The following is a 16,113-nucleotide window of genomic DNA, read 5'->3' on the forward strand; positions in this document are numbered from 1 at the left end:
GGAGATGGATTATGCTTGATTATGAAATTCTACGTATTATTTGGTGGGTGCTAGTTGTTGTATTGCTTATCGGTTTCTCTGTAACAGATGGATTCGATATGGGCGTGACCGCACTTTTACCCGTAGCAGGTAAGAAAGAAGTAGAAAGACGTATTATGATTAACTCTATTGCTCCACACTGGGATGGTAACCAAGTTTGGTTATTAACTGCTGGTGGTGCAATCTTCGCGGCATGGCCGATTGTTTATTCTGTAGCGTTTTCAGGCTTCTATATTGCCTTATTCCTTGTGTTAGCTGCGTTATTCTTCCGTCCAATTGGTTTTGAATATCGTGCGAAAATTGATAACCCAACATGGCGTGCTGTGTGGGATTGGGGCTTGTTTGCGGGTGGTTTTGTACCTGCATTAGTATTCGGTGTAGCATTTGGTAATTTATTACAAGGTGTACCATTTGAATTAAATGAGCTTTCACAAGTGACTTACACGGGTTCTTTCTTTGAATTATTAAACCCATTCGCATTACTTTGCGGTGTATTGAGCCTTGCGATGTTAGTAACGCATGGTGCAAACTGGTTACAAATGAAAACGACATCAGTACTGCGTGAGCGCGCAAGAGCGATTACTCAGGTTGGCGCATTAGTAACATTGATTACCTTTGTTCTTGCGGGCGTGTGGCTTTCTTTCAAAGAAGGTTATGTTGTTACTAGCGTGTTAGATCACTTTGCGCCATCTTCACCTGCAGTAGGTAAAGAGGTGGCTGTTGAAGTTGGTGCATGGTTTAAGAACTTCAATGAGACTCCTGCTTTGTGGGCATTCCCAGCATTGGCTGTTGTGGGGGCATTATTGAATGTGATTGCATCTAAAGCAAATCGTTGTGGTTTTGCCTTCTTCTTCTCTGTATTAACAATGGCTGGTGTGATTATTACTGCGGCAGTATCAATGTTCCCATTTGTAATGCCTTCAAGTACTCACCCTGCACAAAGCTTGTTAATGTGGGATGCGACTTCAAGTGAATTAACATTAACCTTAATGTTCTACCTTGCATTAGTATTCGTCAGCATCTCATTGCTTTACACTATTTGGTCATACTACAAAATGTTTGGTCGTTTGGATGAAAGCTTTGTTGAAGAGAACAAAAACTCATTATACTAGGGAGAATAATATGTTATATGCAATTTGGGTCGTAGGCGTTTTATTCGCTGTAGGCGTGAGTGCAAAGATTACAATGAACAAAGAACGTTCAGGTAAATTTGACGAGTAATTGAATGATTAATTCATTGTATCAATTAGTAAATAAGGGTTCATTACGAACCCTTTCATTTATTTTAGCGCTGACTTTAACAGCGTTTTTCTTTTTTAACATTAACCAATTTTCAACGCAATTAAGAGCGGTTGAATTTTATTATGTTTTTATTTTGATCTGGAGCGTTGGGATTTTATGGATTCATGGTTTGGGCTTTGAGATCAGAGCAACGCTATGGCGTCTGATTTTCATGCCATGGATTGGTTATCTCGCAGCAGTCATAAGTTTGTTGCATAATCTATTAACTTAAAATCAACGAGTTAATTTTTTAAGAAGTGCAATTTCAAGCTTGCTAATCATTTTGCAGCGCTCTAAAATAACCGACCTCCTGCTTTCTAAATTTCATTAAATGGGGAAGAAAAGTTGGAACAGAACGTTTTTCATTATTCTGCTCGTGTTTATTACGAAGATACAGATGCAGGTGGTGTGGTTTATCATGCACGCTATTTACATTTTTTTGAGCGGGCAAGGACAGAATATTTAAGAACATTTAATTTTTCCCAAAAAGAATTGTTAGCAGAAAATAAAGGAGCTTTTGTCGTTAAATCAATGAATATTGATTACTGTTTCCCGGCAAAATTAGATGACTTGCTACATGTAGAAACGCTTGTCACAGAAATAAAAGGCGCGTCAATTATTTTCTCTCAAATTATTAAACGGAATGAATTAACGTTATGTCGGGCTACTGTAAAGGTAGCCTATGTTGATCTTGGTAAAATGAAACCGGTGGCAATTCCATCGCAAATCAAGGCAACACTAGTCAATTAACTATTAGTGAGTTGTTTTCGGAGTATCCAATGACCTCAGAATTAAACTTTTTAGATCTCTTTTTAAAAGCCAGTATTGTGGTTCAATTAGTAATTCTCATTTTAGTGAGTTTTTCTATTATTTCTTGGGCGATTATTATTCAACGTAGCCGAGTATTAACGAAGGCATTAAAAGAATCTATGGCATTTGAAGACCGTTTTTGGTCTGGTGAAGATTTAAATAAATTATATGAAGGGTTATCTAATCGTCGTGATGGTTTAACCGGTAGCGAACAGATTTTTTATGTTGGTTTTAAAGAGTTTACTCGTTTAAAACAAGCAAACCCAGATGCACCGGAAGCGATCATTAAAGGTAGTACCCGTGCCATGAATTTATCTATGAACCGCGAAATTGAAGATATTGAAACTCGTGTTCCGTTCTTGGCAACTGTAGCATCCATTAGTCCATATATTGGTCTTTTTGGTACAGTTTGGGGAATCATGCATGCTTTCATGTCCTTGAGTGGAGCAAAACAAGCTACATTACAAATGGTTGCGCCGGGGATTGCGGAAGCGCTAATTGCGACAGCAATCGGCTTATTTGCGGCAATTCCGGCAGTAATGGCTTATAACCGTTTAAGTTTACGCGTGAATAAACTTGAACAAAATTATGGTAATTTTATTGATGAATTTACGACAATCTTGCATCGCCAGGTTTTCGGTAAAAATCACCATAGTTAATTAATCATATTTTCAGCCGCACTTATGTTAAAAGTGCGGTCACTATTTTAGATGTTTTTTCGATTATAAGTTTAGAAGGTTGATATGTCTTATCGTCGTCAGCGCCGCGATATCAAATCTGAAATCAATATTGTTCCGTTTTTGGACGTGCTTTTAGTATTGGTTTTGATTTTTATGGCTACTGCGCCAATCATTAGCCAGAGCGTAGAGGTTGAATTGCCGGATGCCGTGCAAAGCCAAAACGTGTCTGCAGAAGACAGAACGCCGGTTATTTTAGAAGTTTCCGGTGTTGGTCAATATGCGATTTCAATTGGAGGAAATCGTACGGAAAATTTAACTGAAGATATGGTTACCCAGTTATCTAAACAAGAGTTTGATAAAGATAACAATACAATGTTCTTAGTTGGTGGCGCGAAAGACGTACCTTATGAAGAAGTGATTAAAGCACTTAATTTGCTTCATCTCGCCGGAATTAAGTCAGTTGGGTTAATGACAAATCCAATTTAATGAGATAGGTAACCATTGTGCAGAAAAAGCGACAAAAAGGTGATGTTGATGCAGTTGTGATTTCGGTCATAATGCACTTGATTTTGTTTGGTTTGCTTATCCTCAGTTCTTTGTACCACAATATTGACATTATGGGTGGTGGTGAAGGCGATGATGGCGAAGTGATTGGTGCTGTGATGGTGGATACAGGTTCTGCGGCTCAGGAGTGGGGGCGAATTCAGCAGCAGAAAAAAGGTCAAGCTGACAAACAAAAGAAACAAGAATTAGAAGATAAAAAGCAAGAAGAACAGCAACGTCAACAAGAACTAGAAAAGAAAAAAGAGCAAGAAAAACAAAAACAACTTGCTGAGCAAAAGAAACAGCAAGAGGAAAAAGCCCGTTTAGAGGCATTAGAGAAACAAAAAGAAGCAGAAGAAGCAAAAGCCAAACAAGCCGCAGAAGCCGCTAAATTGAAAGCTGATGCGGAAGCTAAGCGCTTAGCCGCTGCAGCTAAACAAGCGGAAGAAGAGGCGAAAGCAAAAGCCGCAGCAGTAGAAAAAGCAAAACAAGAAGCTAAAGCGAAAGCAGAGGCTGAAGCGAAGGCAAAAGCGGATGCCGAAGCTAAAGCAAAAGCTGAAGCGGAGGCTAAAGCCAAGGCTAAGGCAGAAGCAGATGCTAAAGCGAAAGCCGAGGCGAAAGCGAAAGCTGATGCCAAGGCAAAAGCAGACGCAGCGAAGCGTAAGGCTGATCAAAATGCATTAGATGATTTCTTTAATGGCGGTGATCTTGGTGGCGGAAGTGCAATCAAAGGTGGAAATGCGAATAAGCAAGGTAGTCAAGGTGCTGGAGCATCAATGGGGGCTGGTGATGGCGGTAAAACAGGTTCTGCATATGCGGGCGTTGTTTACTCTTCGATAAAACCTTATTTCCGTGGAGATACACGCTTTATAGGTAAAGTTTGCGATATTAAGATGGAAATTGCCAGTGATGGAACTATTTTATCGTATGAGAAAAAATCCGGGCCTAATGATTTGTGTGCAGCTGCATTAAATGCGATTGAGCAAGCTAAAAAAATGCGTAGAGCACCTACTCCGGAAGAGTATGAAATGTTTAAGAGCTTTACTCTTGGGTTTGACCCAAGAAAAGTGCGGTAATTTTTCACCGCACTTTGAACAATAGGAGAAAAAATGAAAAGAGTTATTCGAGTATTTAGCTTATTTATTATGCTATTAGGATTGACTTCACTAGCTCGTGCAGAGGTTCGCATCGTTATTGATGAGGTTATGGATTCTGCGCGACCTATTGCTGTTGTTCCGTTTAAGTGGAATGGTCCAGGCAGTGCGCCGGCAGATATTGCAGATATCATTGCATCAGACTTACGTAATAGTGGAAAATTTAATCCACTTTCTGTCAGTAAAATGCCTCAGCTGCCGACTACAGCTGCAGAAGTTAACCCTAGTGCATGGTCTGCATTGGGTATTGAGGCAGTAATTGTTGGACAAGTAACTCCATCTAATGGTGGTTTTGATATTGCTTACCAATTAGTTGATACCATGGGAAGTGCAGGTTCGATTTTGTCTCAAAACCAATATACGGTGACTCAAAAATGGGTTCGTTACGGGGCGCATACTGTGAGTGATGAAACCTTTGAAAAACTAACAGGGATTCGTGGCGCATTTCGGACTCGTATTGCTTATGTCGTGCAAAAAAATGGCGGATCACAACCTTATGAGGTCCGCGTAGCCGACTATGATGGTTTTAACCAATTTATTATTAATAAGAGCTCTCAGCCTTTTATGTCTCCGGCATGGTCTCCGGATGGCAAAAAATTAGCGTATGTTTCTTTTGAAAATAAAAAAGCGCAAATTATTCTGCAAGATCTTGGTTCAATGGCACGTAAAGTGATAGCTTCATTCCCAGGACACAACGGAGCTCCGGCCTTCTCGCCAGATGGCTCAAGATTAGCATTTGCCTCTTCAAAAGACGGCGTATTGAATATTTATGTAACAAATTTGGGTAGTGGACAGGTTTCTCAGTTAACCAGTGGCTCAGGTAATAACACCGAACCTTCTTGGTCGCCTGATGGGCAGTCAATCGTGTTCACATCCGATAGAGGCGGCTCTCCGCAAGTTTATCGCATGAGTGCATCCGGTGGTGGAGTATCTCTTGTTGGTGGACGTGGTAGTGGTCAAATCAGCTCAGATGGTAGTACGTTAGTAATGATCGATGGAAGTAATAACATTGTGAAACAAGATTTGGTTTCAGGTGGTTCTGAGGTACTAAGTTCAACTTTCTTAGATGAAAGTCCGAGTATTTCACCAAATGGTATTATGATTATTTATAGCTCTACCCAAGGCTTGGGAAAGGTGCTACAATTAGTGTCCACAGACGGACGCTTTAAGGCACGTTTACCAGGGAATGATGGACAAGTTAAATTTCCAGCTTGGTCACCATACTTAACTAAATAAACAAGGAGAAATCAATGAATAAATTTACTAAAGCATTGTTAGTTGCTGGTTCAGTAGCTGTATTAGCTGCTTGTGGATCATCAAAAAATGAAAGCGCAAACGGCCAAACTTTTGGTGGTTACTCTGTTCAAGACTTACAACAACGCTACAACACTGTATATTTCGGTTTCGACAAATACAATGTTGAAGGTGAATATGCTCAAATCTTAGATGCTCACGCTGCATACTTAAATGCAACTCCAGCAACTAATGTACGTATTGAAGGTAATACTGACGAACGCGGTACTCCAGAATACAACATGGCATTAGGTGAACGTCGTGCTCACGCAGTACAAAGTTTCTTAACTGCTAAAGGTGTACAAGCAGGTCAAATCTCTACCGTTTCTTACGGTGAAGAGAAACCAGCAGTATTAGGTCATGACGAAGCAGCTTATGCGAAAAACCGTCGCGCTGTGTTAGCATACTAATTTTTTGCTATTTCAAATAAAAAGCCGGGTTAATGCCCGGTTTTTTATTTTTTACTGTAGTGTACGATTCTGCTTTTTAGTCAGAATTACACATATTTGATTGCTTTTATTTTGATGCATATTCAAGCGAATAAATAAAAAAACAAAATTTTTTATTGATTCTTGAAATAAAATCAGTATTATAAGCCCTCGTCGTTGGGTCGTTAGCTCAGTCGGTAGAGCAGCGGACTTTTAATCCGTTGGTCGAAGGTTCGAATCCTTCACGACCCACCAATTTAAAGCTGTATTTCCCAAACATGGGTCGTTAGCTTAGTCTGGTAGAGCAGTGGACTCTTAATCCATTGGTCATAGGTTCGAATCCTATACGACCCACCATTGAAACTCTTTATGCATCATATAAATTTATAATTCTGAATTAATGTTCAGATACGACATCTTTTTTATTTATGTCGTAAATGTGACATAGTTTTTTGTCCCCTTGTTAATTTTTCTCCAAATTAATTTTACTTTGCGATCTTGCTCGCAAAATTCTTCTTCCTGCATGTTTTAGTCCTGGTTATTCCCTTAAAGTGCGGTCAAAAAAAGGAACGTTTATGCAAAAGGGATTTACTTTGTTGGAAATGTTAATCGCACTTTTCATTCTTAGTTTATTGTTGATGCTTGCTTTGCCTACATGGCAGCAATCTTCACAGCAGAATATCTTACAAAAAGAGCAACAAAAACTTTATGCGTTTTTACGTCAAATTCAGGCACGCGTAGAAAATTCTTCTGATATCTGGTTTCTCATGGCAAGTCGCGATTTGTCAGGAAAACGTTGGTGTTTAACTGCGCAGATTAAAAATCATCATCTATGTGATTGTTTGGCCCCCCAAGGTTGTCCTCCTCATGTTTCTGCACATTTTTATTATCCTGCTTTCTCGGACACCATGTTGATTAGCAAGCGTTATTATCCTCTGGAACTCACGCGGTTAAGTGGCATTCGTAACACCGCGTCCACAGCCTGTTTTGTGTTGCAAGCCAATCATCAACGAACCCTCTTTTCGTTTTTTAATGTGGGCAGTTTGAAATTAAAAGATAACCAATCCTTAAGTGCTTGTGTAAATGATGAAGAATAGAATGAGGTTAAAACAAAAATGCCTTTCAGGGCAAAGTTTAGTGAGTTTAATGCTTTCGGTGTCGCTTTCTTCGTTTTTACTTTTAGTGATTTTGCAGTTTTATAGCCAACACCAACAACAAAATCGGGAAATGCTTTTGCGTTTGCAGTTACAAACGGAGCTACAACGTGTGATTCAACTCATCGGAAAAGATTTGGCGCGAGCCGGTTTTCGTGCGGCGAGCGATAAGTTAACAAAAGATAATCTGTCCTTATTTGAACAACAGAGTGAGCCCTCTGCAATGACTATCGCTCAAATGAACGCGGAGAAAAGTAACAGTTGTGTCGTCTTTTTCTATGATCTTGATGCTAACGGCTGTGTAGGCGGGCAATATAAAGGCGATTCTTGTCTTGTGAATGAGCGAAATATGACTAAGGAAATTGAACGGGAATTATTTGGTTACCGACTTCATCAAAAAATGCTAGAAACTCGCTTAACCTATAAAAGTGCGGTCAAACAAAATTGTAGTTTTGAAGATTGCCAACGTTATACCCAACAATCTGCCTGTAATCACGGTGGCTGGGTGGATTTGTTAGATGAAAAAGAATATGAAATTTCTCATTTAACTTTTACTTGGTTAGCGGAACAAAAAGGCATTGAAGTGCGTTTAATTGGCAATTTAAAGCAGCATAAGAAAATAAGTTACGAAACCGCCATCGTTGTGCCCTTATTAAACCGAGAAGAATCATGATAACGCCTCAACGCGGCATAATGACTATTACCTTATTGATCTTACTCAGCGGATTTTTACTTCTTACCATGCTGTTTAATGATGATTTACTTCGTTTGTATTCATCTATTGCCGCTCAGCGACATCTGTATGTGGAACAGCAGTTACCTCTGCAACAACTCAGTTTTAATGAGAAAAAGTCGCGCTGCGAACAGCTTTCCACACAAGAAAACGGTGATACCTTTCTCTTAACATTTCGACTGGAGAACAATTCATTCACCGATGGCTTAAGCCATTATGCGTGGTGTCAACGGGATAAGTTATTTCAAAAACAGCCGGTGCGAAACCTGTATGAAAAATTGTTTGAGCAATTTATTTCCGAAGAGGGGCTTGCACTTTTTCGTCAACAATTACAGTCTCCACCGCTAATTTTAAGCAAGTCGTCGCCTGCGGCATTATATTGGTTCACGGCGAATGAAACCGAATGGGAGATTGATAAAAACGTGAATGCGGTGATTGTCGCCGAAGGCGATTTACACATTCGAGGGCAGGGTAAAATTAGTGGTTCGATCATTACCAAAGGGCGATTGACGTTAGATGAAAATATTAAAGTGACTTATTCTAAAAGTACGGTTACTCAGATCGTGCAACAATACAGTCGTTGGCGATTAGCAGAGAAGAGTTGGTATGATTTTGTCGTTCCCAAAAATTAATCAGAAAGGCATGAGCTTGGTGTCCTTGTTGGTGACTTTATCTGTATTTAGCGGGCTTTTCCTCACGTTTAACCAATGGGGAAATTTACAACGTAAAAGTGCGGTGGAAATTTATCAACGTTTTCAAGCTATTCAAATTGTTGAGAATCAACATCAACGGCGTTTTCTTGGGTTGCCTTGTGAATCCGTGCTACAGAATCAAATTCGTTTTCATGTTATGTGCACGCAAAATCAGGTTACGGTGAAATATCCTCGCGGTGAAATTAGTTTATAATAGCGCAAGTTATGTTTGAGCTTATTTCCGGAGGCGGCGTGTTTACTGTTTATCATTCGAATCAACTTGAGGTGCAAAAGGACATTCTCGTTGAATTAATTCAACGTCAACCGCTGAGCAATCCATTACAGCCGGAAACTGTGCTGGTGCAAAGTCCGGGCATGGCACAATGGCTACAGTTACAAATCGCAGAGCAAAAAGGCATTGCAGCAAATTTTGCGTTTCCAATGCCCGCCAGTTTTATTTGGCAGCTTTATGCAGAAAATTTGCTCGATGTGGCGCAAAGCAATCAATTTAATAAAAATGCCATGATGTGGCGTTTGATGCGCTTAATTCCTCAATATTTAGAGCAAGAGGCTTTCCATCCTTTACGCCATTATCTGGCGCACTCTGTTCAATCGGAGCAATTTAAACTCTACCAACTTGCCGGAAAGATCGCGGATTTATTCGACCAATATTTGGTTTACCGCCCGGACTGGATTGCCGCTTGGGAAGCGCACCAAGAGGCAGATATTCATCATCAAATTGAAGCTCAATCAAATTTCAATAATGATCGTTTATCGGCACAGATTGAACAAAATATCGCCTGGCAGGCTAGTTTGTGGCGGGCTTTGGTACAGGCAGTAAAAATCGAAACAGGATTGGATTTAGTGCAACACCGAGCGCATTTACACCAGTTGCTGTTAGAAAAACTCCGTAAAAATCGACCGCTCTTTCTGCCTGAACGCCTTTTTATTTTCGGTATTCCGGCGTTGCCAAAAGCCTATTTAGAAATTTTTCAAGCCATTAGCCAATATTGTGATGTGCATTTGTTCTTCAATAATCCTTGCGAGGAATATTGGGGTGACATTGTGGATCCGACATTTGTCGAAAAATTAGCACTACGCACTCGTACCGATTATTTCAATCAAGCTAATAAACCGTTGTTATCCGCAGAACAAAGAGCGCAGGTAGAGCAGCAATGGGAAGTGACTTACGCACAAGAAAAATTGCAAGTCGGTAATCCCTTGTTGGCTTCATGGGGAAAATTAGGACGCGATTTTTCTTATTTATTAACGCAGTTAGAACCGAATGAGATTTCTGCCTATGCGGAGATTGAACCGAAGAATTTATTGAGTCAAATTCAGCATCAGATTTTGCATCTTATGCCGAGTGGCAGCGAGCCGTTAAACTATCAGGAAAATGACCGCACTTTAACCTTACATGCTTGCCACAGCACGATGCGGGAAGTGGAAGTCTTGCAGGATTATCTGCTGCATTTATTACAAGAAAATCCACATTTGACCCCAAAAGACATCATCGTGATGGTGGCGGATATTGATAAATACACGCCTTATATTCGCGCGGTTTTCGGGCAACATGCTACGCCGCAAACTGCCATTCCATTTTCTATTTCGGATAACAAATTATCGGAAAATGATGTGGTTATTGCCGGTTTCCTTTCTTTATTGCATCTCAAAGAAAGTCTTTTCAGTGCAGAAGATGTGTTAGCGCTGTTAGATGTGCCGGCAATACGTCAACGCTTTAATATTGAATTGCAGGATTTGGCGCAAATTCGAGATTGGGTGAAAAATGCCGGCGTGCGTTTTGGTTTAGAGAAACAAAGTGAAGAACCTCATGGTGAGGTGCAAAGCAACTATAATTCCTGGCAAGCCGGTTTGGAACGTATGTTGTTGGGGTATGCCTTACGGGAAGAAAATGGTATTTGGCAAGACAGCCTTGGATTGGACAACAGTTTCGGCTTAAAAGGTCAGCTGGCAGGGCAACTGGCTGAGTTTATCACCGCATTATCAGATTGGTTCAAAACGTTGCAACAACCCTATTCTGTGGCGCAATGGCAACAACATTTGTTGACCTTAACGGATCGTTTCTTTGCCGCAACAACGGAAACCGAAGAAACCTTATTTTATATTAAAGACGTGATTCAGCAATTTGCAGAACAGTTACAGGACGCGCATTTTGATGAACTCTTGACCGTTGATGTTGTGGCAGATGTCATGAGTGGTGCGTTAGAAGAAAACCCGAATCATTACCGTTTTTTAGCCGGCAAAGTGAATTTCTGCACGTTGCTGCCGATGCGTTCTATTCCATTTAAAGTGGTCTGCCTGCTCGGTATGAATGACGGTGAATACCCACGTCAACAGCCGCCAAATAGTTTTGACTTAATGCAGTATCACCGTATTAAAGGCGATCGTGCGCGCCGTGATGATGATCGTTACTTGTTCCTTGAGGCTTTGTTATCTGCGCAGGAATATTTGTATATCAGCTACATCGGTCGTTCTATTTCAGATAATCAAGAACGTGAGCCCTCCGTATTGGTGAGCCAGTTGTTGGATTACATCGTGGAAAATCTTCCTGATGAAGGTAAGGATTGGCGGGCATTACTGGTGCAACAACACGGCATGACGGCATTTAGTCGAAAAAACTTTGAAAAAAATGACCGCACTTTTAGTCAATCTTTTGCGCAACAATGGTTGCCTTTGGTGAATTCGCAGTCCAATCAGGCATTGTCGGATTTCATTCAACCGACAATAGCGCAGGATGGTTTCGAGCAAGAAACGGAGATTGAATTTTCTCGTTTGGTGGCGTTTGTGAAAAATCCGGTGAAATTTTTCTTTGAGCGTCGCCTCGGTGTGAATTTTTCCGAGCAGGAAGAAAGTATCGCCGACAGTGAAAATTTCGTTTTGAATAATGGCTTAGAAAAATACCTGATTCATGCAGACTTGGTCGATGTCGATGAACACCAAATCGACGCGTTTTTTGATCATTTGAAGGTGAAAGGTGTATTGCCAAGAGGCGAATTTGCGACACTCTACGCCAATAAATTATTGGATGAAGTGGCGGAATTTAAACACTATATTGCCGATTATGTGGAACAAACGCCACAAAACCGTTTTGTACAAATGACCTTGCCGACGGCATTCGGTAACATCACCTTATCAGGCAATATCTCCCACTTATATGGCGACCCGTTACAGCGTGTGACTTGGCGCATGGCAACCATCAAAGATAAAGATCGTATTGAAGCTTGGTTATATCATTTATTGTTGTGCGCAACGCAGCCGCAGCCGACGGAATCTCTTTTCCAAGGCAAGGACAAACGCGAGATTTTTCAGGTGGTGTCTCAACAGGATGCCCTTGCGCAACTGAAAATTTATGTAGAAAGCTATTTAGCCGGGCTGTCGCAATTGCAGCTGATTCCAACACTGGGCATTGAGGCATATCTAAAACAGATTGCTAACGAAGAGGCGGTTGATGGTGAGAAGTGCTTTGCTCAGTTAACAAAAATTGCCGAAGGGGATGATTATTCCCGTGGCGATTTATATTGGCAACGTGTGCTGGTACAAACGCAGGAATTAGACTTGGCGTGGATAAATCAGCAGGTGAAGGCGTGGTTTGTACCGATGTTGCAAGCAATTAAGAGGGAAAAATAACCTTATAAATAGGCTGCCATGACCACGGCATTTTCCCGTTTGCCATCTGCTGTCGGGTAATAGTTTTTGCGGATATCCACTTGATTAAAGCCCAGCGAATCATAAAGCGCTTGGGCTTTTTTATTGGATTCACGTACTTCCAGCCACAAGGTCAAAATCCCTTTTTGTCTGAGTTGGGTGATGAGTTCCGTTAGTAACTGTCGTCCGAGTCCCAAACCTTGTTTGTGCGGATCGATAGCAATATTAAACAGGGTGGCTTCATCTAATACTGTCTGACAAATAGCAAATCCATAAATCTGATGTCCTTCGACGATCTTTAAATTGAGATAACGCTCGCCTTGGTTATTTTTCAGCGTACCTAAACTCCAAGGTACGGCGTGAGCCGCCTGCTCAATAGCATAAAGTGCGTCAAAGTCTTGTTCTTCAATCAACGAAATGGTTATCACGACAGATCCTTGTTATTCGGCATTGATGGAAGGGGATTGTTGAATGGTTTGCCAAAATTGACGTTTTGCCTGCGGATTTTGTTTAAATTCCTCAAGATCACCTGACTGCCACACATTTAACGGTTGTGGGAGAGATAAAGTGCGGTCATTTTTCGAGGTGTTTTGAGAAAGCAACCAATAACTGACTTTATGGTTAACTTGCAAATAAGCAAGCTGTTCAAAGGTGATATTTAATACTTGCTCGCTATCCAGTGTCAGGCTGCGTAACACATCCTGCACAACAGGTTGTTGCAATAGATTTTGCTGACTGATGATAATCAAACGAATATGCTCGGCGACAGTGATATTCATTGCGCCTTTCAACGCTTCCGGGCGCACTAACTGCCATTGGCTAATGCCCATTTGTTGCAGTAATACATCTCGACGGGAGTAAGGTTGGCGCGTTTCTTGCATATCTAAAATCAATTCAATCCAGTATAATGGGCGCCCATTTTAACCAATAAGGCAGAGGATTAATAGCGTGATTTGTGCAGAAAGCGAAGTGTTGGAACGGCATTTAGATTTTTTAACAGGGAAGTCGTTATTGCTTACGGGAGCCGTGAACGATGAATTTCTTTCCGATTTACGACGCCAAGGTTTTAACGCCCGCGCTTGGAGTTGGTATTTTGATTACGCCAACCGAGAAAATCAAAAGCAACAAAGTGCGGTGGATTTTTCCCTCGAATTTCAACGCCAAGCCGATTTGATCCTGTTTTATTGGACGAAGAACAAGCAGGAATGCCATTTTCAATTAATGCAAATGCTTGCCAAAAGCCCGGTGGGACAAGAAATTCTCATTGTCGGCGAAAATCGAAGCGGCGTACGTTCTGCAGAAAATATGCTTGCGGACTTCGGCGATATTCACAAAATCGACTCTGCCCGCCGTTGTAGTCTTTATCATTTTCAGCTAAAAAATCCACCGCACTTTGATCTGAATTCCTTCTGGAAATCCTACCAATCACCACACCTTGCCGATGTCACCGTGTATGCGTTACCGGGCGTCTTCAGCGCCGCCGAACTGGATGGCGGCACGGCATTGTTGTTGTCTACGTTAAAAAATGTGTCGGGTGATGTACTGGATATTGGTTGTGGCGCCGGCGTGATTGGCAGTTACATTCAAAAACATCATCCGAAAACCAAGCTGGTGATGACGGATATTCACGCCATGGCGCTTGAATCGGCACGACGAACCTTGCAAGAAAATCAGTTGCAAGGCACAGTATTGGCAAGCGATGTGTTCTCTCATGTGGAAGGAAAATTTGACCTGATCATTTCCAACCCGCCGTTTCATGACGGCATTGATACCGCTTATACCGCGGTTAATGAATTGATTAAACAAGCAAAATGGCATCTTAAAGCAGATGGTGAATTGCGTATTGTGGCGAATGCCTTTTTGCCTTATGCCGACTGGCTTGATCAACATTTCGGCGGCCATGAGGTATTGGCGAAAAATAATAAGTTTAAGGTGTATTCAGTGCGCGGATGAGTGAATAGTGCGTTAAATTTCGCTAGTCTGACAAAAGCCTTTTAGCTAGAATTCTACCTATTATTTACTACTTCGGGAGAAGACTATGAACTTTCCTAACATCGCCAAACAAGTGATTGAAAAACTTGGCGGCAAAGAAAATATTGTCACGGCTGCTCACTGTGCTACCCGTTTGCGTATTGTGCTAAATGATGAAAGTAAAGTGGACAAGGAAGGCATCGACAATATTGAGGGGGTAAAAGGGCAGTTTGCTGTTGCTGGGCAATATCAAATTATTTTTGGTTCTGGTACTGTGAATAAAGTCCACGCTGAATTAACCAAATTGCTGGGCATCGGCGATGTGAGCAAAGCGGAAGTGGCAGAAGCCGCGAGCGGTAACCAAGGTTTATTGCAACGTTTGGTGAAAGGTTTAGCGGATATCTTCGTACCGATCATTCCGGCCATTGTGGCAGGCGGTTTGTTGATGGGTATTTACAGCATGCTCACCGCCAAAGGGTTCTTTGTGGATGAACTCAGCGTCATTGAAATGCATCCTGAACTTAAAGATTTAGTGGATTTCATTAATACCATTGCGAACGCACCGTTTGTGTTCTTGCCGGTATTGCTTGGTTTCTCTGCTACCCGTAAGTTTGGTGGTAACCCATTCCTTGGGGCTGCATTAGGAATGTTATTGGTTCACCCGGCACTGGCTGACGGTTGGAACTATGCTTTAACGCTGGCAGAAGGCAAAATCCAATATTGGAATGTGTTTGGTTTGGAAATTGAACGTGTAGGCTATCAAGGCACTGTGATCCCAACCTTAATTTCCGCTTGGGTGTTGGCAACGTTAGAAAAAACGTTTCGTAAATTTGTGCCGTCTTATTTAGATAATTTGGTTACACCGTTATTTTCTTTGTTTATCGCCGGCTTCTTGGCGTTTACCATCATCGGCCCAATCGGACGTGAAGCAGGTTCATTAATCGCGGCAGGGTTAACCTGGTTATATGACACATTAGGTTTTATCGGCGGTGCGATTTTCGGTACCTTCTACGCACCAATCGTGATTACCGGTATGCACCAAACCTTCATTGCGGTGGAAACCCAATTATTGGCGGAAATGGCACGCACCGGCGGTACCTTTATTTTCCCAATTGCGGCAATGTCTAATATTGCACAAGGCGCCGCCTGTTTGGGCGTGGCATTCGCCTTAAAAGATCCGAAAGTTCGCGGCTTGGCCATTCCTTCCGGCATTTCTGCGTTGCTTGGTATTACCGAGCCCGCCATGTTTGGGGTGAACTTGCGTTACCGTCAAGCCTTTATCGCGGCGATGATTGGCTCCGGTCTTGCCAGTGCGTTTATTGCGTTCTTTAATGTCAAAGCCATCGCCCTTGGTGCGGCAGGTTTTTTAGGGATTCCGTCGATTAAACCGGACAGCCTTGCCATGTACAGCATTGGCATGGCCATTTCCTTTATTGTGGCATTCAGTCTTTCCACGATTTTAGTGAAACGGGCACAAGCCAAAGCATAGTTTGCCAACCTTGAGAAAGCACGAATTTGTGAAAGCGGATTCGTGCTTTTTCTTTTGTATAAATATAAAAACTCCTTCAAAAACGACCGCACTTTTTTACAAAATTTTCGTGCATTTCTACATAAACGCAAACGTTTGCGTTATAATACGCCACCTCAAATTTACTTCATAAATCAAAGG

The 16,113-nt window shown here is 41.6% G+C and carries 17 protein-coding genes and 2 tRNA genes; 17 read left to right on the forward strand and 2 right to left on the reverse strand.

Features of this window, described 5'->3' with window-relative positions; genetic code table 11:
- Nucleotides 1-11 precede the first annotated feature (11 nt).
- The 15 genes from cydB (at nucleotide 12) to recC (ending at nucleotide 12,455) form a co-directional block, all read left to right on the forward strand.
- On the forward strand, nucleotides 12-1,151 hold the full coding sequence (cydB, locus tag DK415_RS01110) for a cytochrome d ubiquinol oxidase subunit II (RefSeq protein ID WP_109432069.1): 1,140 nt from the start codon (nucleotides 12-14) through the stop codon (nucleotides 1,149-1,151).
- A gap of 113 nt (nucleotides 1,152-1,264) precedes the next feature.
- Nucleotides 1,265-1,552, forward strand: a complete 288-nt coding sequence (gene ybgE / locus DK415_RS01115; protein WP_109432070.1) for a cyd operon protein YbgE — start codon at nucleotides 1,265-1,267, stop codon at nucleotides 1,550-1,552.
- A 113-nt stretch (nucleotides 1,553-1,665) separates the two neighbouring features.
- Nucleotides 1,666-2,070 carry a tol-pal system-associated acyl-CoA thioesterase gene (gene ybgC, locus DK415_RS01120; RefSeq protein ID WP_109432071.1) on the forward strand — a complete coding sequence of 135 codons (405 nt, stop codon included), beginning with the start codon at nucleotides 1,666-1,668 and terminating at the stop codon, nucleotides 2,068-2,070.
- Nucleotides 2,071-2,099: 29 nt separating this feature from the next.
- A complete protein-coding gene (gene tolQ / locus DK415_RS01125; RefSeq protein ID WP_006718998.1) occupies nucleotides 2,100-2,789 on the forward strand; it encodes a protein TolQ in 690 nt (229 codons plus the stop codon).
- An 84-nt stretch (nucleotides 2,790-2,873) separates the two neighbouring features.
- Nucleotides 2,874-3,296 carry a colicin uptake protein TolR gene (gene tolR, locus DK415_RS01130; RefSeq protein ID WP_006718996.1) on the forward strand — a complete coding sequence of 141 codons (423 nt, stop codon included), beginning with the start codon at nucleotides 2,874-2,876 and terminating at the stop codon, nucleotides 3,294-3,296.
- A gap of 17 nt (nucleotides 3,297-3,313) precedes the next feature.
- On the forward strand, nucleotides 3,314-4,429 hold the full coding sequence (tolA, locus tag DK415_RS01135) for a cell envelope integrity protein TolA (protein WP_109432072.1): 1,116 nt from the start codon (nucleotides 3,314-3,316) through the stop codon (nucleotides 4,427-4,429).
- 33 nt (nucleotides 4,430-4,462) lie between these two features.
- The gene (gene tolB, locus DK415_RS01140) at nucleotides 4,463-5,743 is read left to right on the forward strand and encodes a Tol-Pal system beta propeller repeat protein TolB (protein ID WP_109432073.1); all 1,281 of its coding nucleotides are present in this window, start codon (nucleotides 4,463-4,465) and stop codon (nucleotides 5,741-5,743) included.
- A gap of 14 nt (nucleotides 5,744-5,757) precedes the next feature.
- Nucleotides 5,758-6,210 carry a peptidoglycan-associated lipoprotein Pal gene (gene pal / locus DK415_RS01145; protein WP_006718991.1) on the forward strand — a complete coding sequence of 151 codons (453 nt, stop codon included), beginning with the start codon at nucleotides 5,758-5,760 and terminating at the stop codon, nucleotides 6,208-6,210.
- A 197-nt stretch (nucleotides 6,211-6,407) separates the two neighbouring features.
- A tRNA-Lys gene (locus DK415_RS01150) sits at nucleotides 6,408-6,483 on the forward strand.
- 25 nt (nucleotides 6,484-6,508) lie between these two features.
- Nucleotides 6,509-6,585: transfer RNA gene (locus tag DK415_RS01155), tRNA-Lys, on the forward strand.
- Between the two features lie 218 nt (nucleotides 6,586-6,803).
- Nucleotides 6,804-7,325, forward strand: coding sequence for a type II secretion system protein (locus DK415_RS01160; protein ID WP_109432074.1), 522 nt, complete (start codon nucleotides 6,804-6,806; stop codon nucleotides 7,323-7,325).
- On the forward strand, nucleotides 7,312-8,055 hold the full coding sequence (locus DK415_RS01165; protein ID WP_420884501.1) for a hypothetical protein: 744 nt from the start codon (nucleotides 7,312-7,314) through the stop codon (nucleotides 8,053-8,055). The genes DK415_RS01160 and DK415_RS01165 overlap by 14 nt, the downstream gene beginning before the upstream one ends.
- Entirely contained in the window at nucleotides 8,052-8,747 is a 696-nt protein-coding gene (locus DK415_RS01170; RefSeq protein ID WP_109432075.1) for a DUF2572 family protein, read from the forward strand. The genes DK415_RS01165 and DK415_RS01170 overlap by 4 nt, the downstream gene beginning before the upstream one ends.
- Nucleotides 8,722-9,021 carry a DUF5374 domain-containing protein gene (locus tag DK415_RS01175; RefSeq protein WP_109432076.1) on the forward strand — a complete coding sequence of 100 codons (300 nt, stop codon included), beginning with the start codon at nucleotides 8,722-8,724 and terminating at the stop codon, nucleotides 9,019-9,021. Before DK415_RS01170 ends, DK415_RS01175 begins: the two co-directional genes overlap by 26 nt.
- Before the next feature lie 11 nt (nucleotides 9,022-9,032).
- Entirely contained in the window at nucleotides 9,033-12,455 is a 3,423-nt protein-coding gene (recC, locus tag DK415_RS01180; protein ID WP_109432077.1) for an exodeoxyribonuclease V subunit gamma, read from the forward strand.
- 2 nt (nucleotides 12,456-12,457) lie between these two features.
- Here recC and rimI read toward each other — a convergent pair whose 3' ends face one another.
- Both rimI and DK415_RS01190 read right to left on the reverse strand, forming a co-directional pair.
- Nucleotides 12,458-12,901, reverse strand: coding sequence for a ribosomal protein S18-alanine N-acetyltransferase (rimI, locus tag DK415_RS01185; protein ID WP_109432078.1), 444 nt, complete (start codon nucleotides 12,899-12,901; stop codon nucleotides 12,458-12,460).
- A gap of 12 nt (nucleotides 12,902-12,913) precedes the next feature.
- Nucleotides 12,914-13,354, reverse strand: a complete 441-nt coding sequence (locus DK415_RS01190) for a DNA polymerase III subunit psi (protein WP_109432079.1) — start codon at nucleotides 13,352-13,354, stop codon at nucleotides 12,914-12,916.
- A 67-nt stretch (nucleotides 13,355-13,421) separates the two neighbouring features.
- Between DK415_RS01190 and rsmC the strand changes: the two genes are divergently transcribed.
- Nucleotides 13,422-14,426, forward strand: coding sequence for a 16S rRNA (guanine(1207)-N(2))-methyltransferase RsmC (gene rsmC, locus DK415_RS01195; RefSeq protein ID WP_109432080.1), 1,005 nt, complete (start codon nucleotides 13,422-13,424; stop codon nucleotides 14,424-14,426).
- Between the two features lie 85 nt (nucleotides 14,427-14,511).
- Nucleotides 14,512-15,933 (forward strand): sucrose-specific PTS transporter subunit IIBC, encoded by a 1,422-nt coding sequence (locus DK415_RS01200; protein ID WP_109432081.1) that lies wholly within the window; start codon nucleotides 14,512-14,514, stop codon nucleotides 15,931-15,933.
- Nucleotides 15,934-16,113: the final 180 nt, after the last annotated feature.

It is taken from the genome of Aggregatibacter segnis (genome assembly GCF_003130075.1).
Classification (GTDB): Bacteria; Pseudomonadota; Gammaproteobacteria; order Enterobacterales; family Pasteurellaceae; genus Aggregatibacter; species Aggregatibacter segnis_A.

Coding starts and splice junctions, on each gene's coding strand:
- ybgE (WP_109432070.1), top strand. CDS start 1,265: ATGATTAATTCATTGTATCAATTAGTAAATAAGGGTTCATTACGAACC.
- tolR (WP_006718996.1), top strand. CDS start 2,874: ATGTCTTATCGTCGTCAGCGCCGCGATATCAAATCTGAAATCAATATT.
- DK415_RS01165 (WP_420884501.1), top strand. CDS start 7,312: ATGATGAAGAATAGAATGAGGTTAAAACAAAAATGCCTTTCAGGGCAA.
- DK415_RS01175 (WP_109432076.1), top strand. CDS start 8,722: ATGATTTTGTCGTTCCCAAAAATTAATCAGAAAGGCATGAGCTTGGTG.
- pal (WP_006718991.1), top strand. CDS start 5,758: ATGAATAAATTTACTAAAGCATTGTTAGTTGCTGGTTCAGTAGCTGTA.
- tolB (WP_109432073.1), top strand. CDS start 4,463: ATGAAAAGAGTTATTCGAGTATTTAGCTTATTTATTATGCTATTAGGA.
- tolQ (WP_006718998.1), top strand. CDS start 2,100: ATGACCTCAGAATTAAACTTTTTAGATCTCTTTTTAAAAGCCAGTATT.
- recC (WP_109432077.1), top strand. CDS start 9,033: ATGTTTGAGCTTATTTCCGGAGGCGGCGTGTTTACTGTTTATCATTCG.
- cydB (WP_109432069.1), top strand. CDS start 12: ATGCTTGATTATGAAATTCTACGTATTATTTGGTGGGTGCTAGTTGTT.
- DK415_RS01190 (WP_109432079.1), bottom strand. CDS start 13,354: ATGCAAGAAACGCGCCAACCTTACTCCCGTCGAGATGTATTACTGCAA.
- DK415_RS01170 (WP_109432075.1), top strand. CDS start 8,052: ATGATAACGCCTCAACGCGGCATAATGACTATTACCTTATTGATCTTA.
- DK415_RS01200 (WP_109432081.1), top strand. CDS start 14,512: ATGAACTTTCCTAACATCGCCAAACAAGTGATTGAAAAACTTGGCGGC.
- DK415_RS01160 (WP_109432074.1), top strand. CDS start 6,804: ATGCAAAAGGGATTTACTTTGTTGGAAATGTTAATCGCACTTTTCATT.